Genomic DNA, 22961 nt, shown 5'->3' on the forward strand with positions numbered 1-22961 from the left:
CGGAGACTTTCATGGGCAAAAATCAGCATGTCGTACCTCGCGACGGTCAGTGGGCGGTGCTCGGCGCCGGCAATAACCGCGCCACTTCGCTTCATCCGACCCAAGCCGGTGCGTTCGCCTCGGCAAGAGACATCGCCATCAACCAGCACAGCGAGGTGGTGTTCCATCGCCCCAACGGGCAGATCCGCGACTCGAACTCTTACGGCAACGATCCCTTCCCGCCGCGCGGTTAGCGGCTTCAACACAAGGATATCCTGCGCACGTAAAAATAGGCGCTCTTCTTTCTTATCAGACCAGCGACTTTTGCCACCCAAAACCACCCAAATGTTGGAGCCAATGTTGGAACCATACAGGGCGGAAAGCGCTTGGAAACAGCAGTTTGTAGGATTTACAAGGGGTCTAGAGGACGATGGTGGGCCCGGAGGGACTCGAACCCCCAACCAAGCGGTTATGAGCCGCCGGCTCTAACCATTGAGCTACAGGCCCCACGCGGGCTGGATTAATGTTTTTCGCATCGCGGCACAAGGCTTTCCGGGACCGCTGGTCACAATCGTCCAAATCAGCCCATAATCGCGCCATAAGGAGCCGCGTGCGCCCGCTGGGCGCGGATATGCTTACCCGAGGAGATTTCATGACCAGACCTCTTTTGCCCCTCGCACTCGCCGCCGCCATCGCCTTTCCGACGCTGGCCGCGGCCGCTGAGTCGCCGACACCGCCCCGTATCGTGGTTTCGGGCGAAGGGGCGGCGACTGTAGCGCCCGACCTGGCGGTCCTGACGCTCAGCGTCATGCGCGAAGCCAAGACGGCGCGCGCCGCACTGGATGCCAACAACGACGCCATGGCGGCCGTGATCGCCGCGATGAAGTCGGCCGGCATCAAGGACCGCGACCTCCAGACCGCGGGCATCCAGATCAATCCGCGCTATAACTACACAAACAAGCCCGACGGCGGCCAGGAGGCCGAATTGATTGCTTACCAGGTAACCAACACACTGTCGGTGCGCGTGCGCGACGTCGACAAGACCGGTGAGATCCTCGACAAGGCGGTGTCGCTGGGCGTCAACCAGGGCGGCGGCATCGTCTTCACCAACGACAATCCGGCTGCCACCGTCACCGAAGCGCGCAAAAAGGCGGTGGCCGATGCCATGGCCAAGGCCAAGACGCTGGCGGAAGCAGCCGGCGTCAGTATAGGCCGGGTGATCGAAATCACTGACCAGAACATCGCGCCGCCACCGATGCCGATCAACGCCAAGGCCTTCGACGCGGCCGTCGGTGCTGCTCCGGTGCAGGCCGGCGAGAACGCCTACAATGTCCAGGTCACCGTTACCTTCGAACTGAAATAAGCGTCTTCGATGGTCCATGGCCGAGCCCGACCCTGAACCGTCCGCCGTGGTGCATGAAAAACCCGCGGGATCGCTCCCGCGGGTTTTTTGAGCCGCATTCTTCCCGAAGGAAAGCGGCTCCACTACTCCAGACCGACCTTCGCAGAAGGTCGTGTCTCCAGACTGATCCTGAAAGGATCATGTCTCCAGACGGATCTTCGCAGAGGGTGGTGTCTGCGACTGATCCCGCAGAGGATCATGTCGCTACCAACCCTCGCAGAAGGTCGCGCCTTAAGAGGCTCAGCGGTTGATGATAGGGCAACCACGCTCGTTGGCGAACACGATGACGACGCGGTCGCCATACTGGCGGCCCATCACCTTGACCGTGCGGCGGCTGACGTCGACGATGCGGGCACGGTGCAGCCCCATGCGTTCGGCCTTGTTCAGGGCCCAGTCGGGCGAACAGCCGCGGCGCCAGTCGTCGCGGCGTTCATCACGGCGGTGGCGATAGCCGTCATCCCCGGCATAGACGCCGAAGCGCGGATCGTTGTTGTTGCCGAAGCCCAGGTAAAGGCTGTCGGCATGGGCGGGAACGGCCGCCAGCGTACCGAGGCCGACGAGGGCCGAAAGGGCTGCCGTTTTCACCGTGTTGAACATGGTCTTCTCTCCTTGTTGCGGGCTCTCGCCCGTCCTCTTGAAATCGATGATGGGAGAATGCACCCGCCTGTCTGAACTATTTACGAACCCGCCGTTCATCCGCGGTTCATGTGGCGGAAAAAGGAAGCTTCTGCCGGTTTTCCAACAATGTGCCCCAAACGTCTCGCATGGTTCCTGGTTCCTGCGCGCCCTTGCGGACACCGGCCTCAGGGCTCGTCATCCCGATGCGAGCTATGGTTCCTCGTCCCGATGCGAGCTTATGGCTCGTCGTCAAGCATATAGTCGAAATAATCCTCCGGCTCGGCCAGATCCGTCTCGTTGGCCTTGACCCGGCCGCGCATCGACATGCCGGCCTCATGCACCGTCTCGGCACTGCCCGACACCAGACGGTGCCACCAGTAGAGATCGTGCCCCTCCGCGACCAGCCGGTAGGCGCAGGTGCTGGGCAGCCAACTGATGGTGCGTACATTTTGCGGCGTCAGCCCGACGCAATCGGGAACGCGCGCCAGCCGGTTGTGATAGTCCGAACAGCGGCATGTCTGCGCGTCGAACAGGCGGCAGCCGACGCTGGTCCAGTAGATGTCGCCAGTATCCTCGTCCTCGAGCTTCGACAGGCAGCATTTGCCGCAGCCGTCGCAGAGCGATTCCCACTCGGCCGGGCTCATTGCTTCCAGCGTCTTTGTTTTCCAGAACGGCGTTTCCATCTCCGGCATGTGGCCCCAGCCGCCGCGAAGGTCAAGCAGGGCAAAGGCTGGAATGGGGCGGCACCCCCGTCGAAAGACATGAAGTTGCCTTCAAAAGGCCGGCCAATCGCCCCGTACGGTCCCTAACCATGAGCCGCCGGAACCAATTTCGTTAAAATCGGTTTCGGCAAGGATGGGACCCCACAAGGAGAATTTCGATGAAACGCCAACCACGGATTCTGGCAGGCACCGCACTCGGCCTGCTGATGGCATCCGCGCCGTTGGGCGCATCCCCGCTTCAGGGAAGTGCCGCGTTCGGCCCCATGCGAGACAGCGCAATGCCGCTGGTCCTGGCCCAGGACACCCAGACTGACGATGCACAGCAGAGCGACCAGGAACTGCTACGCAAGAAGAAGCGCGATCAGCAACAACAGCAGACCGAACAGGCACCCGCACAGCAGCCCGCGCCAGCCGCCGAGGAACAACAGCCACGCAGGAAGAAGCGCGATCAGCAGCAGGTCGAGCAGGCGCCCGCTGGTGAAGCCGCGCCCGCCGTCGAGGAACAACAACCGCGCAGGAAGAAGCGCGATCAGCAACAGCAGACCGAACAGGCCCCCGCGCAGCAGGCCGCACCAGCTGCCGAGGAACAACAGCCACGCAGGAAGAAGCGCGACCAGCAGCAGGTCGAGCAGGCGCCCGCCGGTGAAGCCGCGCCCGCTGTCGAGGAACAGCAGCCGCGCAGGAAGAAGCGCGACCAGCAGCAGCAGACCGAGCAGGCGCCAGCCAGTGAGGCAGCACCCGCCACCGAGGAACAGCAGCCGCGCAGGAAGAAGCGCGACCAACAACAGCAGACCGAACAGGCACCGGCGGGCCAAACGGAACCTGCCAACGACAACCAGCGCAAGAAGCGCAAACAGGAGCAGCAGGCCGAGCCCAGCGCCGTGCCGACACCGAAGGAAGCACCTGCCGCAGAAGCACCCAAGGCAGAACCGGCACCCTCAGGCGAGAGGCCGGCAGCCCAGGGCGAACAACCCCAGGACAAGAGGAAAAAGAACGCCAGACAACCGGCTAGCGAGCAGCCGGCCAATGGCGAACAGCAGCCGGCCAATGGCGAACAACAGCAAACCGGCAGGCAGCCTGCAACGGGCGAGCAGCCGGCCACGGGTGAACAGCCCAGTGCCGGCAAGGCCGCGCCTGTCCAGGGGCAAAACCCCGAGCAGGCCGAGACGCCCGCCGACAAGAACGCTGCCCCCATTCTCGACAGCCAGAAGGATGCCCGACGCCGCGGCCGCGGCGAGAACGGCCAGGCCAGCAGGAACCCCGCCAACCAGAATGGCGAGCAGCAAAATGGCGAGCAGCAGAATGGTGGGCAAAACGCCCGGCAGGGCGGTGCTCAGGGCCGCCAGCCCGCGGTCGCTCCCGTCGACCAGGGTCCGCCTCCGACCGACGATAGAGCTGCTCAGCAGGAGATCAAACCGGAAAAAATCGTCCCGGTTACCGAGGAGAAGGGCAAACGCCTCGAGCGCGCACCGGACGAGAACATCCGCGACCGCCGCCGCCCCAAGGGTGTCGACGTGCTCAAGGAGATCGGCGATCGCGTCATCATCCAGCTCAACGATCAGACATACGTTCAGAGCAGTGACCGCCCGCGCCTGACCCGCGGCGCCAAGGATGTCTACTATGAGGATCTGTCGCAAGGCCGCACGCGCGAGACAGTCGAGCGCGACAACGGCGTGCAGATCGTCACCATCCGCAACCGCTACGGCGACATCATCCAGCGGTCGCGCATCATGCCCGACGGTCATGAGTATGTGTTGAGCTATGTCGACGAACGAAGCTACGACGACGATAATGATTGGCGCGATCCGGGCGACGACCTACCACCGATGCGGCTGACCATTCCGCGCCGGGACTACATCCTTGACTCCGAAGAGGTCGAAAGCCCGGACGACTACTACACCTTCCTCGAGCAACCGCCGGTGGAGAAGGTGCAGCGCCTCTATTCGATCAACGAGGTCAAGCGTTCCGCACGGGTGCGCGACATTGCCCGACGCATCGATCTTGACACGCTGAACTTCGAATTCGGCTCTTCCTCGATCTCCGATGCCGAGGTGCAGAAGCTCGAGGGTGTCGCCACGGCCATGGAGAAGCTGTTGAAGAAGAACCCGGCCGAGACCTTCCTTATCGAAGGCCACACGGACGCTGTCGGCACACCGGAGGCGAACCTCGCTCTGTCGGACCGCCGCGCCGAAGCGGTGGCCGAAGCGCTGACCAACGCCTTCGGCATACCGCCTGAAAACCTGACCACGCAGGGCTATGGCGAGGAATATCTGAAGGTCGACACCTCAGGCCCCAATCGCGAGAACCGGCGTGTCGCCATCCGCCGCATCACCTCGCTGGTGGCGCCGGTGGCGAGCAACAACTGACCACGATCCGGGAGCCGGAAACCGGCTTTCGGAAAAGATCATGGTCCACAAATGTCTGCATTTCCAGGCGCTTGAGCAGGCTTCTGGAATCGGATCGGTAAAAAGCCCATCCCGGTTTCGCCGGGATGGGCGAGATCGCGGCAACGGCCCAAGTTCAACAAGAATTGTCCTGGCGTCGGGTCCCGCTCATTGAATCGCGAGATGGCCTACCCCAGATTCAGGATCGGGCGTTCCCTGCCCCGTCCCGACTCCAGCGGGACGCACTGAGCCCCGCCGGCCCTCTCCGGCGGGGCTTTTTGCTCAGAGCAACTCCAGGAATGTCTGAAACCGAGTTCCATCCGGAATTTGCGCCTCGATACATCTTTAGAAAGCCGTCCTGATCTTCGTGTCGGAATTGGCAAACACCTCGTCCGGGACAAAAAAGTCGCCGGCCAGCGGCCCGGCCGCACCCGGCGCATACACCGAAAAATCGCTGATCCCCTCGGCGCGCAGCACTTCCTCGTCGATGTAGAAATTGCCGGTCGCTTCGCGTGATGGCCGCATGAAGATGGCATGCGCGGCATCGGCCATGATTTCGGGCGAACGGCTCATCGCGGCCACCGTCGCGCCGCCCAGAAGATTGCGCACCGCCGCGGTATCGATGGTCGAGATCGGCCACAGCGAATTGACCGCGATGCCGTCCTTGGCGAACTCCGCGCTCATGCCCAGCGTGCACATGGACATGCCGAACTTGGCCATGGTGTAGGCGACATGGTTCTTGAACCACTTGGCCTTCATGTCGAGCGGCGGCGCCAGATTCAAGATATGAGGATTCCCGGCCAACTTCAGGTGCGGAATGCACATTTTGGAAACGAGAAACGTGCCGCGCGTGTTGATCTGGTGCATCAGGTCGTAACGCTTCATGTCGGTTTCCAGGGTCCCGGTGAGCTGGATAGCGCTGGCATTGTTGACACAGATATCGATGCCGCCGAATTTTTCGACCGTCTTCGACACCGCTTCGGCCACTTGCGCCTCCTCGCGAATGTCGCACAGGACCGGCAGCGCCTTGCCGCCGGCTTGCTCGATCTCTTCAGCGGCGGTGTAGATCGTGCCCGGCAGCTTCGGATGTGGCTCAGCGGTCTTGGCCGCGATCGTCACATTGGCGCCGTCGCGCGCGGCGCGCAAAGCGATCGCCAGCCCGATGCCGCGCGACCCGCCGGAGATGAACAGCGTCTTTCCCTTGAGCGACATTTTTCCTCCGCTTGCTTGTCTCGTAGCGCGATCCTTGCCTGTGGCGGTCCCCGGATACAAGAGCTTGCGGCAGCGGCTGACGGTGACGCTGCGGAGGGTCCGTTCCTTGCCGCTGTAAATGATCTGAAGCTATAGGGGCAGCGCTGACTTTGACGATGATCGTCAAATCCTGGCTGAGACGGCACCCTAGACCAGCACCAGCCCCTGCCGCATCGCAATGGCGATGGCATCCGTGCGGTTGGCAGCGCCCAATTTGATCAGAATCGCGGCGACATGGAACTTCGCCGTATGAACGGAAATGTCGAGCCGCCGCGCGATCACCTTGTTGGGCGCGCCTTCGGCCAGCAGCGCCAGCACTTCCGCTTCTCGCGGCGACAGCGTCGGGCGGGCGGCATGCTCGTCGGGATGCTCCTCGTCGAAAAGGCCGTCGCCGCCAATATCGCCGCCTTGGAAATCATCGCGGCGGCCAGGAACGGATCCGCTGTCGCCAAAGACGCGGTAGCCGGCCGCCGCCAGCCTGGCGGCGGCCGCAATCAGCATTGCATCCGCCGCCGTCGGCAGCACGGCGAACACCTGCCCCTGCGGCCGTGCCAGGCCGGCCTGCGAAGACAACAGCACCCGCGCGGTCGCGGCGGGAACGGCGTCGCCCTTCCCTGTTCCCGCACCCGTGGGGCCGGCGGTCTCGTCGACGATGGCGACATCAACCGCTTCGCTGCTGCCCGGCGTCACCGGCAGCAGATCGTCGGTCGCGGCAAGCGACACGGACAGCCGCTCGGCGCGCGCGGCATCACCGAGCGCCACCAGCACGACCAGCTGCCGCTCGCCGGTGCCGCTTTGCGTCATCTCGCCTGTCGCGATCGCGTCCATCAATCCTCTCAGTTAAGCGGCTTTTCGCCGATCGTCAGCGCCACGTCTCGCTGTTCTCCGCCGCGCACGACACCGAGCGTAACCGAAGCTCCGGCGCTGTCGGGCCCGAGCCTGCGGATCAGCTCGCGCGGGCCGCTCACCGCCTCGCCGTTCCAGGCGACGATGATGTCGCCGAGGGAAAGGCCGGCGGCCTTGGCCGGACCGTTGTCATCAAGGCTCATGACGATGGCGCCGCGGGCCTCGCCGTCGCGGATCGGATGCAAGCCGGCGCCGAGATAGCCGCGGGCGACATGGCCTTTCTCTCGCAGCGTCGCGACCGCCCGCTCGATCGTCTCGTAAGGCATGACCAGCGCGCGGCCGCGCGGCCCGAACAACAGCATGCCGATCAGCGCGCCCTTGGCATCGAGCACCGGGCCGCCCTCGAAACGGCCGCCGGCGCCCACCGCCAGGTTGATGCGCCGGTCGATGGTGCCGCCGCGCATTGAGCGCCAGGCCGGGCCGACTTCGCCGACCGAGCCTGAAACTGCCAACGCCGAACCCCGGCTGTTGCCGATGGCGACGGCAATGTTGCCGGGCCGCACCGCATCCGCCCTGGCCAACGGCTCGGCATTGGTAGCACCGGCCGGCTTGAGCAGGGCGACGCCGGTCGAGGGATCGCGGCCGACAAGATCGGCCTTCACCGTCTCGCCCGAAGCCAGCGTCAGCTCGATCTCCTCGCCGGCCTCGACGGCTTCCTCGGCGGCAACGAAGTAGCCGTCGCGCCAATGGAAAGCGCTCGCTGTGCGATGATTGTGGGTGGTGAAGCTCGCGGTCGCCGGCGCCGCCTTGGCTGCCAGATCGGCAATGGCTTCCGAAAAGGCACTTAGATTGAATTCGCTCATAGCAGTCTCCTGGGTTCATCCATGCCCCAGATATCGCGCGGCAGCGCGCTTGGAGATACTCGCCTGACGGCTAGTCGGCCGGGCGACTGGCCATCTGGTCAGGTCGCGGCGGATGAAGCCGCTCCGCACATATAGTCATCGTTGCGCCTGAAAACATGGAGCCTGCCAATGGCCGTTGCTGCCGCCAAATTCCAATCCGACGACGCGCTGCTCGACGCCTACTCGACGACGGTGGCCGATGCTGTCGACCGCATCGGCCCGGCTGTCTGCCGCATCGAGCGCATCGGTGGCCAGGGCGGGCATGGGTCGGGCTTCGTCATTGCGCATGATGGGCTCGTCGTCACCAACTTCCACGTCGTCGGCGATGCCAGAACGGTGCGCGTGTCGATGCCCGACGGCGCCTCCAGCGAAGGCCGCGTGCTCGGCCGCGACGCCGACACCGACATCGCGCTGGTGCGCGCCGACGGCAGCTTTGCCGATGTCGCGCCGCTGGGCGATTCCAAGCGCCTGCGGCGCGGCCAGATCGCCATAGCCATCGGCAACCCGCTCGGCTTCGAATGGACCGTCACCTCGGGCGTCGTCTCGGCGCTCGGCCGCTCGATGCGCGCTTCCACCGGGCGGCTGATCGACGACGTCATCCAGACCGACGCCGCGCTCAACCCCGGCAATTCCGGCGGACCGTTGGTATCCTCGGCGGGCGAGGTGATCGGCGTCAACACCGCCATGATCCATGGTGCGCAAGGCATTGCCTTTGCCGTCGCCTCCAACACCGCCAATTTCGTCATTTCGGAGATCATCCGTTTCGGCCGCGTCCGTCGCGCCTTCATCGGGGTGTCGGCCGACACCGTCAACCTGCCCCGTCGCGCAGCCCTTCTGTCACAAGTATCGAGCAAGACCGCGGTTCGGCTGCGCGGCGTCGAGAAGGAGGGCCCTGCGGCCAAGGCCGGCCTCAGGGAAGGCGATATCGTCGCCGCGATAGACGGCCGACCGGTCACCGGCGTCGACGACCTGGTGCGTTTGCTCGACGCCGAGCGGATCGGCCGCGAGACGCGGTGCACGGTGGTGCGCCGCACCGGTGTCAGCCAGGTGACAGTGACGCCAGTGGCAAGGGCTGGTTGAGGGTTTCCACTCAGGCGCTCACTGCACCCTGCGCATACTGTGCCAGGAATTCCTCGCTTGGCGGGATCGGCTTTGATGACATCGATCAGGACGCCGTTGGGATCCCTGGTGATGAAATGGCGCTGGCCAAAAGGCTCGTCGCGCAGGGACCGAAGGATGGGCAGGCCGGCGGCTGTGATCCGCTCATAGACCGCATCGGGATCACGGACTTCGAAGTTGATCAGCAGGCCCGAGCTCCGACCCCGTCCCTCTTCCGGGATCGTCTCATGGTCGCCTTGCACGATACCGAGATTGACGCGCTTGCTCTCCACCGATTGCAGATGCACGTACCAGTCGCTCGTAAACAGCGGCCGGAAGGCGAAATGTTCGACATAGAACGCCGCTGTGCCGGCAACGTCCCCGGTCATCAGCACCGGATAATAGCTGGTCGTCTTCAACTTTCCTTCTCCCGTCAAGCAACATACAGTCTGCATGTAAATTGAATTAACATACAGGCTGCATGTATGCAACAGAGATCAGCGCGCCGTTCCAACCGTGACCGCACCGAGGCGACACGCGCCGATCTGATCGCCGCGGCGCGAAAACTGTTCATCGAAAAATCCTACGCCGAGACCGGCACACCAGAGATCGTCGCCGCGGCCGGCGTGACGCGCGGCGCGCTCTACCACCACTTCTCCGACAAGCAGGCGCTGTTCGGCGCCGTCGTCGAGCAGGAGGCAGAGGCCGTGGCGCGGGAGATCGAGGGCGCAGCGCCGCCTTCGCTCAATGCCCGCGACGCGCTCATTGCCGGCTCCGACGCCTATCTTGCCGCCATGCGCGCGCCCGGCCGCACGCGGCTCCTGCTGCTCGACGGCCCGGCCGTGCTCGGCCGCGCCGAAATGGACGCCATCGACAACCGCCATGGCAATCGCTCGCTGCGCGAAGGGCTGGTCGCGGCGATGCGGGCGCGGACCATAAAGAAGCTTCCGGCCGAAGCGACGACCGCCCTGCTCGCCGCCGCCTTCGACCGCGCGGCACTTGCCATTGAGGCGGGCGGTTCGGCCGAAGACTACCGCACCGTTCTCACGGCACTGATCGATGGGTTGTCCCGCGCGTGATCCGAGGCTTCCCGCCGATGAGATCCAGGGCAAAGGTTGGAATCAAATCTGTGCGCTGGAAATTTCCGGCTCTTCGTCGGGCACCTCGCCCGGCTCGAACTCGTTGAAGCAGCCAAGTTGGCGCTTGAACTGGTCGATCAGCCAGGCCGCCGCCGGCTTCGGGCTGCGGTCGGCGCGGTGCATGGCATAGAGCGGCGAACGCACCTCCCTGAAAGGCTCGAGGTCGAGTTCCACGAGACGGCCGGTAGCCAGATCGTCAGCGATCAGCCAACGCGGCAGCCCGCCCCAGCCCAGCCCCTCACGCATCAACATATGTTTGGTGCGCAGGTCCGTCAGTCGCCAGGTTCGGTAGGCGAAGACGCCAAAATCGCGCCCCTTGGTACGCTCGGACTGGTCGGTGACGACGAGTTGTGTGTGTTCGCGCGCGTCCTCGATCGCTACCGGTTTGGGCAGCAGCGCCAGCGGGTGGCTGGGCGCGGCTGCCAGCACTATCGACATGAAGCCTATACCCACCAGGTGGACGTCGACATCGCCCAGCAGGCCGCCAATACCGAGATCGGCCTGGCCACCGACAACGTGGTCGGGGATTAGGCCGAGTGTGCCGATGTGCAGGCGCAGCATCACGGTCGGAAATTGCGCCTCAAACGCCTTGAGCACCCGCACCAGCACTGGCGAAGGCAGCGCCGCATCTACCGACAGCGCGACTTCCGCCTCCAGCCCCCGATGGTGACCATCGACGCGTGAGCGTATGCGGTGCAGCACGCCGATCATCCGCCGCGCGTCTTCCAGCATCGCCCGACCGATCTCCGTCAGCTGCGGCTCTCGCGTGCCCTCGCGCTCGAACAGCTTCAGCCCAAGCTGCGCCTCGAGATTGGCGATGCCGTAGCTGATGACGGATTGCGCCCGGTTAAGCTTGCGGCCGGCAGCGGAAAAACTTCCGGTGTCGGCAACGGCCACGAGGATCTGAAGCTGGTCGAGTGTCGGGTTGGGTTGCATTATTGTATCTAATTAATGGATGGATCATATAGAAAATATACCAGTTTATCTGATGGATCGAAAGCCCATATGTAGCGGGACAATCCAATTCCACTGGAGAGACCCACCATGTCCATTCTTCTCGTCACGTCGAGCCCGCGCGGCGCGGCCTCGCACTCGACCCGTATCGCCACCGAATTCGCTCAGAAGCTGCTCGCCGCCGACCCGTCGAACACGCTTGTCGTGCGCGACCTCGTCGCCAACCCGCTGCCGCATATCGATACCGACTATGCGACCGGCATATACACCCCTGCCGAAGCCCGCACGCCGCGTCAGGCCGAAGTGGTCGGGGTCTCGGATGCCGTGCTCGACGAACTGTTTGCCGCCGACACGGTGATCCTGGCCACCGGCTTCATCAACTTCAACATCTCCTCGACGCTGAAGTCCTGGGTCGACCATGTCGCCCGATCCGGCAAAACCTTTGCTTACGGCGAAAATGGCCCCAAAGGCCTCGTCACCGGCAAGAAGGTCTATATCGTGCTGGCATCCGGCGGCATCTACTCGGAAGGCGCGGCTGTGCAGTTCGATCACGCCGTTCCTTATTTGCGCTCGGTGCTCGGCTTCATCGGCATGACCGACGTCGACGTCATCCGCATCGAAGGCGTCGCCAAGGGTCCTGACGCAGTCAGCGAAGCGCTCGCCAAGGCAACCGCCAAGGTCGACGCCGTGGTGGCTGCCAGCCGGGATGTCGCGGCAGCCGCGTAAAAGCTCTGATTGCCAACCAGATCGAAGGCAGGCGCCCGCGCCTGCCTTTTTTGGCCTATCCAATGATGTGCCGCAGCAGTCCCGCCGAAGCGACCCCGATCAGCACGGTCGGCAGCATCGAAAATCGCGTGGCGGCAATCAGCGTGACGGCCAGAGCCAGAAGATCGGCCGGGTTTTTCGAGACGAAGGCAGGCGCGATCACCGAGATCAGCACGCAGCCGGGCGCCGCCTCCATCACGGCCGTTGCCCGCGCGCTGAGCACCCGATTGCGCAGCACGACATAGCCGCCGACGCGGCTGAGGTACGTGACACCGGCCATCAGCACGATGGTGAGAAGCGTCTGCGCGTCGATCATGCCTCATCCCTCCACAACAGCCAGGCCGAGACCAGCCCCGCCAGCGCGCCCGCCGCTACATACCAGGCGCCGGGAACGAAAAGGTAGGTCAGCGCCGCGATGATCAGACTGACCAGCCACGGCCGCGCAGCGGCAACATCCTTCCACATGCCGCGCAGCAGTACCAGGAAGACGGCCGCGAACGCCATGTCGAAGCCGTAGGTCTCGGCTTCGCCCAGCACCGGCCCGAGCAAGGCGCCAATTGTGGTGAAGGCCACCCAGGTCAGGTACATCGCCACTGCCGCGCCCATATAGTAGCGCGGGCTGAAGGCTGGCGCGAGGCCGTCGGCGGCGCGCCGTCTGGCGTCGGCCAGGCCGAGCGCCCAGCTTTCGTCGCACATGAAGAACAGCGCGGAAAACACCTTGCGCCGCGGCAGGTCGCGCAGGAACGGCGCCAGTGCCGCCCCCATCAGGAGATGGCGGCTGTTGACCAGGAAGGTGATGGCGATGATGAGCAGGACATGCGGCGGCGACGTCCACAGCTGGATCGCCGCGAATTCCGAGCCGCCGGCGAAGTTCAGTCCCGTTAGCAGCGACAGTTCTGCGGTGCTGAGCCCTCTCTGTGTGGCCTGTGCACCAAGCACCAGCGCATAAGGGATGGTGCCGAACAGCACGGGCGCGCAGGAGGCCACGCCGCGCCGGAACTCGGAGTTCAGTCCGCCGCCCGCCGCCGATCTCGTCTCTGCAATGCTCATGATCTTCCTCCGGCCGCGCCGCGCGGCCGCCTCTGCCGGTTCCGTTGGATGCCGCTGATGTCAGGGCAACCATAGCCGCCAGGCCTCGCAATTTGGTTGCGAAGATTGTTGTCTTTTACCAGATTTTGGCATCTTATGCCATGAATCAACAGATAAACGGAATTTAGAGCCATGAAACTTGACGAGATCGACAGGCGCATCCTGCGGGCGCTGCAGCGCGATGGGCGCATGGCCAACAATGAGCTCGCCGCTGAAGTCGGCCTGTCGCCGTCGCCGTGCCTGCGCCGCGTCAAGCTCCTGGAGGAGGCCGGCGTCATCGACCGCTACGTCGCAGTGCTCAATCCGGCCCGCATCGGCAAGGGCCTGACCTTCTTCACCCGCATCTGGCTGAAAGCGCAGGACGAAGACACGATCGAGCATTTCGCCACCGAAGTGGCCAAGCTGCCGCAGGTGATGGAATGTTATCTGATGCTCGGCGACTGCGACGCCATGGTGCGCGTGGTGGCGGCCGGCATCGACGACTACCGCCGCTTCCAGTCGGAACATCTCAGCCGCATCAGGGGCGTGCAGAACGTCAAGACCGACGTTCCCAGCCAGACCATCAAATACACATCGGAACTGCCGATCTAGGCGCCGGGAAATGGCCCCATCCCGGACTGGATAAAAAATGCAACCGGATTGTAGGATTGGTGCCGGCGCCGGCGTCCTTCGGACGCAAGCGGCAGGCCAAGTCAGGCCGTGCCGCACAACAAATGCCTTACGGCATGGGAGAAAACCATGAACCTTTCCTATCGTTGGGTCATTGTCGCGGCCGGCGCGCTGATGTCCTGTGTCGCCATCGGCACGATGTTTTCGCTGGCAATCTTCCTCGAACCGATGGCGCTCGATACCGGTTGGTCACGCGCCGGCATATCGAGCGCGATGACCCTCAATTTCCTGGTCATGGGCCTTGGCGGCTTCGCCTGGGGCGCGCTGTCGGACCGCTTCGGCGCCCGCATCGTCGTCACGATCGGCGCGGTGCTTCTCGGCCTGGCGTTGGTGCTGGCCAGCCGCGCGGGCTCGCTTGTCACCTTCCAGATCACCTTTGGCGTGCTCGTCGGGCTCACGGCCAGCGCCTTCTTCGCGCCGATGATCGCGCTTACAACAGGCTGGTTCGACACCAATCGCGGCCTTGCCGTGTCGCTGGTCTCGGCCGGCATGGGCGTCGCGCCGATGACGATCTCGCCCTTCGCCCGCTGGCTGATCTCGGCCTATGAATGGCGCACCGCCATGTTCGACATCGGCATCATGGCTTGGGTGCTGCTCCTGCCGGCGGTGCTTCTGGTGCGCCAGCCACCGAAGCCTGTCGTGACCGACACTGGCTCCTCGCCGGTTGCCGAGGGCGCCGGCCTGAGCGTCGGCCAAGCGCTGCGCTCGCCGCAATTCATCGTGCTGGGGCTGACCTTCTTCGCCTGCTGCGCGGCGCATTCGGGGCCGATTTTCCACATGGTCAGCTATGCCATGCTGTGCGGCGTGGCGCCCATGGCCGCCGTCTCGATCTACAGCGTCGAGGGCCTTGCCGGGCTTGGCGGGCGTCTGCTCTATGGCGTGCTCGCCGACAGGCTTGGCGTCAAGCCGGTGCTGATCGCCGGCTTGTTGATCCAGGCCGTGGTGATCGCCGCCTATCTCTCGATCAGCCAGCTCGACCAGTTCTACATGCTGGCCGTCATCTTCGGCGCTACCTATGGCGGCGTCATGCCGCTCTACGCAGTGCTGGCGCGCGAATATTTCGGCCAGCGCATCCTGGGCACCGTGTTCGGCGCCGCCACCATGCTGTCCAGCCTCGGCATGGCGCTTGGCCCGCTCGCCGGCGGCATGGTGTTCGACGCCTACGCCAACTACCATTGGCTGTTCATCGGTTCGGCCCTCATCGGGCTGGGTGCGGCGGGCATCGCCATTGCCTTCCCGCCACTGCCGCGCAGAGCGTTGCAGCCGGCATAGCGGAGCAAACGAAAGGGCCGGCCCATATCTGGACCGGCCCTCGGATCTCTGGAATTCTTGAGCCGTTCGTCGGCGGTCTACCCGAACATCCGCTCGCCCTGCTCGTCGACGAGTTGGATGCCCTTCTTGATCGAGATGTCGACGGCGTCGTCCAACCCGGCGAAGCGATCGGCGCGGATGAATCTGTGTTCCTTCAGGACGCCGTCGACGTCCTTGGAGACGACGCCGCAGGTCTGGTACTGGCCATCGGCCTTGTAGGGCGTGGCGCTGATCGTGAAACCCTTGTGCTCGACCTGCTTGGCCGGTGCGGCGCTCTTTGGCTCGGCCGCTTCATCACCGCCACCGCCGAAAAGACGCTTCAGAAAAGACATCGGACTTCCTCCAACAGCATTCATCCCGCACCACATAATGTGGCGCGGGATGAATTTCACTATCGCTCCTTGCCTGAACGGGCAAGGGCCGTGCCGGTTGGACCGAAGCCGGGTTATTTGCGCGACAGCGCTTCGAGCGCCGCGGCGGCGTCTTCGAGGATGCTCATCGCCTCAGCCTGCTTGTCCGCCGGCGCATCGACGATGTCGCTCAGCGCGGCGCGCAGCCGGTGGCGCAGCGCACGGAATTCGTCGCGCTTTTCCGAACGGCCGCCTCGGCCGTCGCGCCGATCCTCGCTATCGTCGTTCCAGCCGAACCAGTCGCGCGCCTTGGCCATCTTGCGGCCGAAGCGCTCGAGATGGTCTAGCACGCCGTCGATCATCTCACGGTTGTCGGCAAGATGCGCCTGCCCGGCCTCGGTGATCGAAAACACCTTCTTGTTGCCTTCGCTCGAGGACACGGCATAGCCTGCCTCTTCCAGGAAGGTCAGCGTCGGGTAGACCACGCCCGGGCTCGGGCTGTAGATGCCGCTGGTGCGCTCCTCCAAGGCCTTGATGATGTCATAGCCATGGCGTGGCGCCTCGGCCAGCAGCGACAGCGTGATCAGCTTGAGGTCGCCGTCGGCCAGCATGCGCCCGGCGCGGAACATGTCGCCCGGGCCGCCGCGTCCGCCGCCCCTGCCATGGCCGAACGGGCCAAAGCCGCCGCCCCCGCCTCTGCCGCCAAATTTGCCGGCCATGTGCATGAAGACGCGCTCGGCGCGATCGCCAAAATGATTGTGGCTGTGCATTGATTGCTCCTTGAGTTCTATCTTACGATATATCTCAACTAGGCGCACGCCAGCATGGAGTCAAGATATATCTTACGATGTATCGGGCCGGAAGCGAACAGCATCTGTCGGACGCCGACCCGTCGGTCGCGCGCGAACATGCGTTCATCATGATTGGAGTAGCCGGCGCTACCAGCGGCCGTTGCGCCGGTTCCAGGCATAGAGCAGGTCGGCGAAGCGGTCGTAGCCGAAGCGAGCGAGCGGTAGCGTAAGGGCGTTGCCGAGCAGCTTTGCCAGCCAGCCCTCGCCCGGCGTCAGCGCCCACACGGCGATGGCGACATCGGCGCCGACCAGCAGCCTGCCCTGAGCATCGGTCGCGTGCAGCCGGCGGCGGATGTCTTCCAGCGAAGCGCCAAATCCGGCCAAGGCTTCCGGTTCATGATTGATGTCGCGAAATTCGATCCGCCCGGCCTTGATCGCCTCGATCAGCCGCCGCTTCTGCCTGGCAATTCCGGCATCACAGACCGGGCAGCGCGTGTTGTACCAGACGGTCAGCAAGGGCCTGGTTCTGCTGTCGATCACTTCAGGCCCATCACCGTCTTCGGCCCGACGCATTTGTTGTCGCGAAACAGCTCCCACTCTTCGCACAGCCGCCGATTGGGCAAGCGGCAAAATCCATATTCATTGCCAGCCTTGTCCTTCTTGATCACCAGGCGCCCGCCGATCTCTCCGCAATGGACCGATGCGGGATTGGACATGCCGACCGGTTTTTGCGGGGCAGTGTGGGCATCGATCGGCATCGACGACCACGCGGCAAGGCTGATAGCCAATATCGAAACTTTCTTCATCGCGATCTCCGCTGGCTGCACTCTATCACGATGGAGCGCACCGTCTTGCCGCAAGGCGCCGTCGAGCCGGCACCTGCTCATCGGCTCCGGAACGTCCCGATTTGCATCATCCAAGCGACGAGATGATCTCGCGGTAAGCAAGCTCCGGGAAAGCCTTCAGGGTCCGTGACTTGACGTTGCCGCCCGCGGCCAGCATCAGCGCGAAACGCGCCAGCACCGCATCGTCGGGCGCTTCGACCACCGCCACCATGTCGAATTCGCCCATGGTCAGGTAGAACGACTTGAACGATCCCCCCATCTCGCCCAGCTGCGTCTTGGCGGCATCGAGGCGCTTGGGGGATTCGCGCACGTTCTTCGCGCCCTGCTCGGTCCAGTTCATCAGCATGATGTAAGTCGTCATGGCACGCCTCCTCCGGGGCCACGGAGCACGGTGCTCAGGCCATGGCGATGTCGACACGGCCTCGACCGGGGCGGGCTTCCCGGGCTGTCGCCCAGAAAAATGCATCCGACACGAAATTATCCTCCCTAAGGGCGCGTGCCGCAATGGCGAGCGCCAAAGAAAAAGGGCGCCACGATGGGCGCCCTTGATCTCTTCACAATCGGTAGGCCTCAGCTATCCAGGAAGCTTCTAAGCTTGCGCGAGCGGCTCGGGTGCTTGAGCTTGCGCAACGCCTTGGCTTCGATCTGGCGGATACGCTCGCGGGTGACCGAGAACTGCTGGCCGACTTCCTCGAGCGTATGGTCGGTGTTCATGCCGATGCCGAAGCGCATGCGCAGCACACGCTCCTCGCGCGGCGTCAGCGAGGCGAGCACGCGCGTGGTGGTCTCGCGCAGATTGGCCTGGATCGCCGCGTCGATCGGCAGGATCGCCATCTTGTCCTCGATGAAGTCGCCCAGATGCGAATCCTCCTCGTCGCCGACCGGCGTTTCGAGCGAGATCGGCTCCTTGGCGATCTTCAGCACCTTGCGCACTTTTTCGAGCGGCATTGCGAGCTTCTCGGCCAGTTCCTCCGGCGTCGGCTCGCGGCCGATCTCGTGCAGCATCTGGCGCGAGGTGCGCACGATCTTGTTGATCGTCTCGATCATGTGCACCGGAATGCGGATGGTGCGCGCCTGGTCGGCGATCGAACGCGTGATCGCCTGCCTGATCCACCATGTCGCGTAGGTCGAGAACTTGTAGCCGCGGCGATACTCGAATTTGTCGACGGCCTTCATAAGGCCGATATTGCCTTCCTGGATCAGGTCAAGGAACTGCAGGCCGCGATTGGTGTATTTCTTGGCGATGGAGATTACGAGGCGCAGATTGGCCTCGACCATTTCCTTCTTGGCGATAGCCGCTTCGCGCTCGCCCTTCTGCACCTGGTTGACGATCTTGCGGAATTCCAGGATCGAGATGGCCGTTTCCGTGGCCAGATTCTGGATCTCGGCGCGCAGGTCCCTGATCGCGTCCTTCTCGTTCTTGGTGAACTCCTTCCAGCCGCGCGAGGTCAGATTGGCAATTGAGCGCGTCCAGTTCGGGTCGAGTTCGGAGCCCTGATATTCCTTCAGGAACTCCTCGCGGCGCACGCCATAGCTTTCGGCGAGACGCAGAAGCTTGCCCTCGTTCTGCACCAGGCGCTTGTTGATGTCGTAGAGCTGCTCGACCAGCGCCTCGATGCGCGCCGTGTTGAGCGACAGCGACTTCACCGCCTTGATGAGCTGATCCTTCAGCTCCTTCAAGCGGCGGTCCTGGCTGGGCGACAGCGTGCCGGCCGCGGCCAGCCGGTTCTCGACCTGCTGATCCTGCAGCTTGCGCAGCTTCTTGTAGGTGTCGGCGATGACGTCGAGCGTTTCCATGACCTGCGGGCGCAGCTCGGCTTCCATTGCCGCCAGCGACAGGCTGGCCTCGTCCTCGTCCTCCTCGTCGTCATCTCCGATGCCGCGCGTGTCGGCGCCGACATTGGTGATGTCGTCTTCATCGTCGCGTCCGCGGCGCGGCTTTTCCTCGACCTTGGGCGCTTCCTCGACGCGCTCCACCACCGGCGCCTGCTTGGCCTCGGGGCCGGCATAGGTGGCTTCGAGGTCGATGATCTCACGCAGCAGGATCTTGGATTCGTTGAGCTCGTCGCGCCAGATGATGATGGCCTGGAAGGTCAGCGGGCTTTCGCACAGGCCCGCGATCATCGTCTCGCGGCCGGCCTCGATGCGCTTGGCGATGGCGATTTCGCCCTCGCGCGACAACAACTCGACCGAACCCATTTCGCGCAGGTACATGCGCACCGGATCGTCGGTGCGGTCGGTCGGCTCTTTCTTCGTGGTTGTGGCGGCGACGGCGGTGCCGGTCTGCTCGGCCAGCTCGTTGGCGTCTTCCTCGGCATCCGCCGCGGTGTCGCCGGCCTCGGCCTCTTCGCCCTGCTCGTCGTCCTCGACGACGTTGATGCCCATGTCGGACAGCATCGCCATCGTGTCCTCGATCTGCTCGGAGGTCACTTCCTCGGAGGGCAGCACCGAATTCAGCTCGTCCATGGTGACATAGCCGCGCTTCTTGGCGGCCTTGATCATCTTCTTGACAGCATCATCGGAAAGGTCGAGCAGAGGGCCATCGGTGGCGCCTTCGCGTTCGGTCTCGACCTCTTCCTTTTCCTTTGTCGCCATAGTCTTTATCTTCTCCTAGCGGCCCGACATCGAGGCCGCGCAAGCTGTCGGACCGGTCAAATCGGCTGGGCTCGCTTTTGCAACGCGCTTCACCGGGCCAATAACTGCATCATCTCTTTGTTGGTGCCCTGTCGTCGCCCAAAACCGGTTTCCATTTTTGGGCGACATGCATTAAGTCCAGATTAACCCTGATATCTGTGGCAGGCTGGCTGCCTGTCCAGTGACCAAGACCTCACATCGCTGCTTTTCCCGTCGACGCGGGTGCGGGTTAACGTTTCGAATCGTCCTGATTCCGCCATTCTGCCGGAAGGTCAAGCGCCTCTCGCATGATTCGCATGAAAAAAGCGAATCAATTACCCGACTTAGCGCGGTCCGGCTCTAGAAGATCCATGACAACGCCGTCATTCCTGCACTTGCTGGCATGAGCCCGTCCCAACCCTCGGGCCGAAATGAGCTCCGCCTTTCTTCTGCTGGAGTATGATCGTTCCCGAAAACCGGGTCCCGCTTTTCGGAACCATGCTTCAGGCCCGACCAGCCCTGCCCGACGAAACACCGAAACCTTCGATCAGCGCTTCCGTCGCTTGTACATCCCGAAATTGCGCTTGAATTTCGATCAGATGGCGGAAATTCTCGTCCGACGGATCCGCATCCATCGCCGCTTCCGCCTGTTTCAGCTCCTTATGTAAGGTGCGCGCGCTACGCTGCAAGTGCAGCGCCTGGTTCAGAGCGTCGCGGGCGTCCTCGAGCGCTGCCGTCTCCAGCGCCGGCCACTGCCGCGCTCGCCTGATCAGGCCGACGGCACGCTCCCAGATCTCGGCGCAGCCGGCGCGTTCGATCGTCGCCACCACGGCGTGGCGGTCATTGGCCATGTCATGTGCCATCGCGTCGAGGATGGCGCCGTGCAGCCGCTTCAGCTCGGAATTGGCGAGATCGAGGAACTCGACATGGGCGAAATTCTCGTCGATCAGCGCCGGGTGGTTGACCAGTGCGACGATGATCGTCGCCTCGCGCACCGACATGCCTTCGCTGCCGCGCTTGACCAGTGCCGACTGGCCGAGGCTTTCCGTGATGGCGATGCGACCACCGCCGGCCTTGGCGAATTGTCCGCCGGGAGCGGGCGCCTTGCCCTGCCCCGGTTTCCAGTCCGGACGACCTTGCCGCGTTCCGCGCTGAGAACCGAAGAAGCTCAGCACGCGCTCGCGCATCTCCTGCTGGTAGTGATATCGCAGGCTTTCATCACGGATGCGGCTGGTCAGTTCGCGCAGCCGCTTCTCCAGTTCGGCCCGGCGCTCCGGCGTGTCGAAGACGCCGCCCGCCGTCTCGCGCATCCATAACAGATCGGCAAGAGGACGCGCTTCCGCCAGCACGGCGCGGAAGGCATCCGGCCCCTCCGCCTTGACCAGGTCGTCGGGATCCTTGCCTTCCGGCAGCAGCGCGAAGCGTGCGGTGCGCCCCGCCTGGACTACGGGCAGCACCATGTCGGCGGCCCGCCATGCCGCCTTCAGCCCGGCCTTGTCGCCGTCGAAGCACAGCACCGGCTCGGCGGCCATACGCCACAACAGTTCGAGTTGGTTTTCGGTAAGCGCCGTGCCGAGTGGCGCCACGACATTCTCGAAGCCGGCCTGCGCCAATGCGATGACATCCATATAGCCTTCGACGGCGATGACCGTGCCGCCCTTGGCCAGCGCTTTTCGCGCGCGGGCGAAATTGTAGAGTACGTTGCCCTTGTGGAAGAGCTCGGTATCGGGCGAGTTCATATATTTGGCGAGCGCATCCGGCGCCAGCGCTCGCCCGCCGAAAGCGATGATCTTGCCGCGCGAATCCGGAATCGGGAACATGATGCGGTCGCGGAACCAGTCATAGGAAACCGGAATGTCGTCGCCATGGCGCACCAGCCCACAGGCCTCGATATCGGCCTTCGGCACGCCCTTTGCGGCCAGATGCTCCTTCAGCGCATTGCGGCTGTCGGGCGCATAGCCCAGCCGGAACGCATGCTGCGTCGCAGGCGTCAGTCCGCGGTCGCGCAGATACGCACGGGCTTTGGCGCCCTCCGCGCCCTGTAGCCGCTCCTGGAAAAAGGCAGTCGCCATTTCCATGACGTCGGTAAGGCTGGCGCGTTCCTTCTCGCGCCGCTCCTCCTGCACGTCGCGAACCGGCATCGGCACGCCGGCCATGTCTGCGATCTTCTCGACCGCCTCGGGAAAGCTCAGTCCGTCAAGTTCGGTCAGGAACTTGAAGTGATCGCCCGAGACCGAGCAGCCGAAACAATGGTAGCGGCCCTTCTTGTCCTCGCAATGGAAGGATGGGCTCTTCTCGCCATGAAACGGGCAGCAGGCCCAATAATCGCCGCGTGACGCATTGGTCTTCTTGCGATCCCAGGCGACGCGCTGGCCGATGACCTGCGAAATCGGCACGCGGTCGCGTATCTCGTCGAGGAAGGCGGGCGGAAAGCGCATCGGGGAACTCGTTTATCCCCCATATAATCATGCCCGCGAAGTCCGGCGACCCCTAATGCTGACGATGCCCGGTTTCCACAGGGCAAAAGGAAAGGCGGCCGTTGCGGGCCGCCCTTCCTCCAGTCTGGCACTATCGGGACTTTACTGCGCGGCGATGGCGCCAAAGATGATGCCGGAGAGGGCGCCGACCAGCACATAGTCATTGCCGACGCGGATCCATTCCTGGCCACGGCCCGGACGATGCAGGCCGTAGCGCCCATAATCGCGGACCGGCTGATGCTGCCGCCAGCCGGAATATTTCTGGCCATTGCGCCAGTTGTTCCGCTTCACGACGACCTTCTTTTGAATGATGCGCTTCTGGATGACCCGCTTCTGGATGACGCGCTTCCTGACATCCCGGTTGGTGGGCTTCTGCCAGTCGACATTGGTATAGTTCGACTGCGGCGCGACCGGCGCATTGAGCGGCGCGGCCTGGCCCGTCAGGGACGTGGCGGCCAGCATCGAGAAAGCAAGACCGGAAAGAACGATGCGTTTCATGAAGGAATCTCCTTGGTTGTCGATGCCGCAGAAATAGCCGTCGAAGAATGAACCGAAACTGAACATGAGCATTACAATTCCGTAATAAATCCGAAGCTTTAGATCGATTGGTTGAACATCTTCGCAAATTCCGGGCGAAGGGCGGGCGGCAACACCGGCCGATCCGCCGCGTCAAGGCGGCGAGGCTCATGCAACCATTTCGGCATCCGTCCATTCTCCGACACGCCCCGTCGCGCGCCGGCAGCCCTTGAAATCGAC

24 protein-coding genes, 1 tRNA gene and 1 pseudogene are annotated in these 22961 nt (G+C 63.8%); 8 read left to right on the forward strand and 18 right to left on the reverse strand.

Annotated elements, in window-relative coordinates; translation table 11 throughout:
* Window positions 1-11: 11 nt before the first annotated feature.
* On the forward strand, window positions 12-233 hold the full coding sequence (locus FJ979_RS15390; RefSeq protein WP_140581987.1) for a DUF2188 domain-containing protein: 222 nt from the start codon (window positions 12-14) through the stop codon (window positions 231-233).
* A gap of 177 nt (window positions 234-410) precedes the next feature.
* Here FJ979_RS15390 and FJ979_RS15395 read toward each other — a convergent pair.
* Window positions 411-486 (reverse strand) — tRNA-Ile (locus FJ979_RS15395).
* A 145-nt stretch (window positions 487-631) separates the two neighbouring features.
* On the opposite strand from FJ979_RS15395, the gene FJ979_RS15400 reads away from it, so the two are divergent.
* Window positions 632-1342 carry an SIMPL domain-containing protein gene (locus tag FJ979_RS15400; protein WP_140495892.1) on the forward strand — a complete coding sequence of 237 codons (711 nt, stop codon included), beginning with the start codon at window positions 632-634 and terminating at the stop codon, window positions 1340-1342.
* A 279-nt stretch (window positions 1343-1621) separates the two neighbouring features.
* On the opposite strand, the gene FJ979_RS15405 is transcribed toward FJ979_RS15400, so the two are convergent.
* Window positions 1622-1978, reverse strand: a complete 357-nt coding sequence (locus FJ979_RS15405) for a hypothetical protein (RefSeq protein WP_140495893.1) — start codon at window positions 1976-1978, stop codon at window positions 1622-1624.
* A 257-nt stretch (window positions 1979-2235) separates the two neighbouring features.
* Window positions 2236-2682 carry a YcgN family cysteine cluster protein gene (locus tag FJ979_RS15410; RefSeq protein ID WP_140524949.1) on the reverse strand — a complete coding sequence of 149 codons (447 nt, stop codon included), beginning with the start codon at window positions 2680-2682 and terminating at the stop codon, window positions 2236-2238.
* A 197-nt stretch (window positions 2683-2879) separates the two neighbouring features.
* Between FJ979_RS15410 and FJ979_RS15415 the strand changes: the two genes are divergently transcribed.
* Window positions 2880-5087 (forward strand): OmpA family protein, encoded by a 2208-nt coding sequence (locus FJ979_RS15415; RefSeq protein ID WP_140581990.1) that lies wholly within the window; start codon window positions 2880-2882, stop codon window positions 5085-5087.
* 363 nt (window positions 5088-5450) lie between these two features.
* Here the strand turns inward: FJ979_RS15415 and FJ979_RS15420 are convergent, their stop codons facing one another.
* From FJ979_RS15420 to FJ979_RS15430, 3 genes are all read right to left on the reverse strand, one after another.
* Entirely contained in the window at window positions 5451-6317 is an 867-nt protein-coding gene (locus tag FJ979_RS15420; RefSeq protein WP_140495895.1) for an NAD(P)-dependent oxidoreductase, read from the reverse strand.
* A gap of 186 nt (window positions 6318-6503) precedes the next feature.
* Window positions 6504-7184 carry a helix-turn-helix transcriptional regulator gene (locus FJ979_RS15425; protein WP_140581993.1) on the reverse strand — a complete coding sequence of 227 codons (681 nt, stop codon included), beginning with the start codon at window positions 7182-7184 and terminating at the stop codon, window positions 6504-6506.
* A gap of 8 nt (window positions 7185-7192) precedes the next feature.
* Window positions 7193-8065, reverse strand: a complete 873-nt coding sequence (locus FJ979_RS15430) for a S1C family serine protease (RefSeq protein WP_140555967.1) — start codon at window positions 8063-8065, stop codon at window positions 7193-7195.
* Between the two features lie 168 nt (window positions 8066-8233).
* Between FJ979_RS15430 and FJ979_RS15435 the strand changes: the two genes are divergently transcribed.
* The gene (locus tag FJ979_RS15435; RefSeq protein WP_140581996.1) at window positions 8234-9184 is read left to right on the forward strand and encodes a trypsin-like peptidase domain-containing protein; all 951 of its coding nucleotides are present in this window, start codon (window positions 8234-8236) and stop codon (window positions 9182-9184) included.
* A 10-nt stretch (window positions 9185-9194) separates the two neighbouring features.
* Here the strand turns inward: FJ979_RS15435 and FJ979_RS15440 are convergent.
* A pseudogene (locus FJ979_RS15440) lies at window positions 9195-9621 on the reverse strand (VOC family protein).
* Window positions 9622-9687: 66 nt separating this feature from the next.
* Between FJ979_RS15440 and FJ979_RS15445 the strand changes: the two are divergent.
* Window positions 9688-10281, forward strand: coding sequence for a TetR/AcrR family transcriptional regulator (locus FJ979_RS15445; RefSeq protein WP_140555972.1), 594 nt, complete (start codon window positions 9688-9690; stop codon window positions 10279-10281).
* Between the two features lie 42 nt (window positions 10282-10323).
* Here FJ979_RS15445 and FJ979_RS15450 read toward each other — a convergent pair whose 3' ends face one another.
* Window positions 10324-11277, reverse strand: a complete 954-nt coding sequence (locus FJ979_RS15450; RefSeq protein ID WP_140581999.1) for a LysR family transcriptional regulator — start codon at window positions 11275-11277, stop codon at window positions 10324-10326.
* 108 nt (window positions 11278-11385) lie between these two features.
* On the opposite strand from FJ979_RS15450, the gene FJ979_RS15455 reads away from it, so the two are divergent.
* Window positions 11386-12021: an FMN-dependent NADH-azoreductase gene (locus FJ979_RS15455; protein WP_140495902.1), complete on the forward strand. Its 636-nt coding sequence runs from the start codon at window positions 11386-11388 to the stop codon at window positions 12019-12021.
* A gap of 55 nt (window positions 12022-12076) precedes the next feature.
* On the opposite strand, the gene FJ979_RS15460 is transcribed toward FJ979_RS15455, so the two are convergent.
* Together FJ979_RS15460 and FJ979_RS15465 are read right to left on the reverse strand one after the other, a co-directional pair.
* Complete coding sequence (locus FJ979_RS15460) at window positions 12077-12376, reverse strand: AzlD family protein (protein ID WP_140495903.1); 300 nt, start codon at window positions 12374-12376, stop codon at window positions 12077-12079.
* Window positions 12373-13110, reverse strand: coding sequence for an AzlC family ABC transporter permease (locus FJ979_RS15465; RefSeq protein ID WP_140582002.1), 738 nt, complete (start codon window positions 13108-13110; stop codon window positions 12373-12375). Before FJ979_RS15465 ends, FJ979_RS15460 begins: the two co-directional genes overlap by 4 nt.
* Window positions 13111-13281: 171 nt before the next feature.
* On the opposite strand from FJ979_RS15465, the gene FJ979_RS15470 reads away from it, so the two are divergent.
* The gene (locus FJ979_RS15470; protein ID WP_140524836.1) at window positions 13282-13740 is read left to right on the forward strand and encodes an Lrp/AsnC family transcriptional regulator; all 459 of its coding nucleotides are present in this window, start codon (window positions 13282-13284) and stop codon (window positions 13738-13740) included.
* A gap of 147 nt (window positions 13741-13887) precedes the next feature.
* Window positions 13888-15090: an MFS transporter gene (locus FJ979_RS15475; protein WP_140582005.1), complete on the forward strand. Its 1203-nt coding sequence runs from the start codon at window positions 13888-13890 to the stop codon at window positions 15088-15090.
* 77 nt (window positions 15091-15167) lie between these two features.
* Here the strand turns inward: FJ979_RS15475 and FJ979_RS15480 are convergent, their stop codons facing one another.
* The 8 genes from FJ979_RS15480 to FJ979_RS15515 form a co-directional block, all read right to left on the reverse strand.
* Window positions 15168-15461, reverse strand: coding sequence for an HlyU family transcriptional regulator (locus FJ979_RS15480; protein WP_140495907.1), 294 nt, complete (start codon window positions 15459-15461; stop codon window positions 15168-15170).
* 113 nt (window positions 15462-15574) lie between these two features.
* Window positions 15575-16249: a PadR family transcriptional regulator gene (locus tag FJ979_RS15485; protein ID WP_140582008.1), complete on the reverse strand. Its 675-nt coding sequence runs from the start codon at window positions 16247-16249 to the stop codon at window positions 15575-15577.
* A gap of 168 nt (window positions 16250-16417) precedes the next feature.
* The gene (locus FJ979_RS15490) at window positions 16418-16786 is read right to left on the reverse strand and encodes a DCC1-like thiol-disulfide oxidoreductase family protein (protein WP_140496404.1); all 369 of its coding nucleotides are present in this window, start codon (window positions 16784-16786) and stop codon (window positions 16418-16420) included.
* A 20-nt stretch (window positions 16787-16806) separates the two neighbouring features.
* On the reverse strand, window positions 16807-17076 hold the full coding sequence (locus FJ979_RS15495) for a DUF333 domain-containing protein (protein ID WP_140495909.1): 270 nt from the start codon (window positions 17074-17076) through the stop codon (window positions 16807-16809).
* A gap of 106 nt (window positions 17077-17182) precedes the next feature.
* Window positions 17183-17476, reverse strand: a complete 294-nt coding sequence (locus FJ979_RS15500) for a GYD domain-containing protein (RefSeq protein WP_140495910.1) — start codon at window positions 17474-17476, stop codon at window positions 17183-17185.
* 209 nt (window positions 17477-17685) lie between these two features.
* Entirely contained in the window at window positions 17686-19710 is a 2025-nt protein-coding gene (gene rpoD, locus FJ979_RS15505; RefSeq protein WP_140495911.1) for an RNA polymerase sigma factor RpoD, read from the reverse strand.
* 521 nt (window positions 19711-20231) lie between these two features.
* Window positions 20232-22166 (reverse strand): DNA primase, encoded by a 1935-nt coding sequence (gene dnaG, locus FJ979_RS15510; protein WP_140582011.1) that lies wholly within the window; start codon window positions 22164-22166, stop codon window positions 20232-20234.
* A gap of 141 nt (window positions 22167-22307) precedes the next feature.
* Complete coding sequence (locus FJ979_RS15515) at window positions 22308-22703, reverse strand: RcnB family protein (protein WP_140495913.1); 396 nt, start codon at window positions 22701-22703, stop codon at window positions 22308-22310.
* Between the last annotated feature and the right edge of the window lie 258 nt (window positions 22704-22961).

Origin of the sequence: Mesorhizobium sp. B1-1-6 (assembly GCF_006443035.1) — a bacterium.
GTDB lineage: Bacteria > Pseudomonadota > Alphaproteobacteria > Rhizobiales > Rhizobiaceae > Mesorhizobium.

Excerpts from the sequence above, each read along its gene's own strand:
- FJ979_RS15485 (WP_140582008.1), bottom strand. The coding sequence starts at position 16,249 with ATGCACAGCCACAATCATTTTGGCGATCGCGCCGAGCGCGTCTTCATG.
- FJ979_RS15465 (WP_140582002.1), bottom strand. The coding sequence starts at position 13,110 with ATGAGCATTGCAGAGACGAGATCGGCGGCGGGCGGCGGACTGAACTCC.
- FJ979_RS15460 (WP_140495903.1), bottom strand. The coding sequence starts at position 12,376 with ATGATCGACGCGCAGACGCTTCTCACCATCGTGCTGATGGCCGGTGTC.
- FJ979_RS15455 (WP_140495902.1), top strand. The coding sequence starts at position 11,386 with ATGTCCATTCTTCTCGTCACGTCGAGCCCGCGCGGCGCGGCCTCGCAC.
- FJ979_RS15445 (WP_140555972.1), top strand. The coding sequence starts at position 9,688 with ATGCAACAGAGATCAGCGCGCCGTTCCAACCGTGACCGCACCGAGGCG.
- FJ979_RS15430 (WP_140555967.1), bottom strand. The coding sequence starts at position 8,065 with ATGAGCGAATTCAATCTAAGTGCCTTTTCGGAAGCCATTGCCGATCTG.
- FJ979_RS15515 (WP_140495913.1), bottom strand. The coding sequence starts at position 22,703 with ATGAAACGCATCGTTCTTTCCGGTCTTGCTTTCTCGATGCTGGCCGCC.
- rpoD (WP_140495911.1), bottom strand. The coding sequence starts at position 19,710 with ATGGCGACAAAGGAAAAGGAAGAGGTCGAGACCGAACGCGAAGGCGCC.
- FJ979_RS15480 (WP_140495907.1), bottom strand. The coding sequence starts at position 15,461 with ATGTCTTTTCTGAAGCGTCTTTTCGGCGGTGGCGGTGATGAAGCGGCC.
- FJ979_RS15415 (WP_140581990.1), top strand. The coding sequence starts at position 2,880 with ATGAAACGCCAACCACGGATTCTGGCAGGCACCGCACTCGGCCTGCTG.
- FJ979_RS15405 (WP_140495893.1), bottom strand. The coding sequence starts at position 1,978 with ATGTTCAACACGGTGAAAACGGCAGCCCTTTCGGCCCTCGTCGGCCTC.
- FJ979_RS15390 (WP_140581987.1), top strand. The coding sequence starts at position 12 with ATGGGCAAAAATCAGCATGTCGTACCTCGCGACGGTCAGTGGGCGGTG.
- FJ979_RS15425 (WP_140581993.1), bottom strand. The coding sequence starts at position 7,184 with ATGGACGCGATCGCGACAGGCGAGATGACGCAAAGCGGCACCGGCGAG.
- FJ979_RS15500 (WP_140495910.1), bottom strand. The coding sequence starts at position 17,476 with ATGACGACTTACATCATGCTGATGAACTGGACCGAGCAGGGCGCGAAG.
- FJ979_RS15410 (WP_140524949.1), bottom strand. The coding sequence starts at position 2,682 with ATGGAAACGCCGTTCTGGAAAACAAAGACGCTGGAAGCAATGAGCCCG.
- FJ979_RS15420 (WP_140495895.1), bottom strand. The coding sequence starts at position 6,317 with ATGTCGCTCAAGGGAAAGACGCTGTTCATCTCCGGCGGGTCGCGCGGC.
- dnaG (WP_140582011.1), bottom strand. The coding sequence starts at position 22,166 with ATGCGCTTTCCGCCCGCCTTCCTCGACGAGATACGCGACCGCGTGCCG.
- FJ979_RS15400 (WP_140495892.1), top strand. The coding sequence starts at position 632 with ATGACCAGACCTCTTTTGCCCCTCGCACTCGCCGCCGCCATCGCCTTT.
- FJ979_RS15435 (WP_140581996.1), top strand. The coding sequence starts at position 8,234 with ATGGCCGTTGCTGCCGCCAAATTCCAATCCGACGACGCGCTGCTCGAC.
- FJ979_RS15495 (WP_140495909.1), bottom strand. The coding sequence starts at position 17,076 with ATGAAGAAAGTTTCGATATTGGCTATCAGCCTTGCCGCGTGGTCGTCG.
- FJ979_RS15450 (WP_140581999.1), bottom strand. The coding sequence starts at position 11,277 with ATGCAACCCAACCCGACACTCGACCAGCTTCAGATCCTCGTGGCCGTT.
- FJ979_RS15475 (WP_140582005.1), top strand. The coding sequence starts at position 13,888 with ATGAACCTTTCCTATCGTTGGGTCATTGTCGCGGCCGGCGCGCTGATG.
- FJ979_RS15470 (WP_140524836.1), top strand. The coding sequence starts at position 13,282 with ATGAAACTTGACGAGATCGACAGGCGCATCCTGCGGGCGCTGCAGCGC.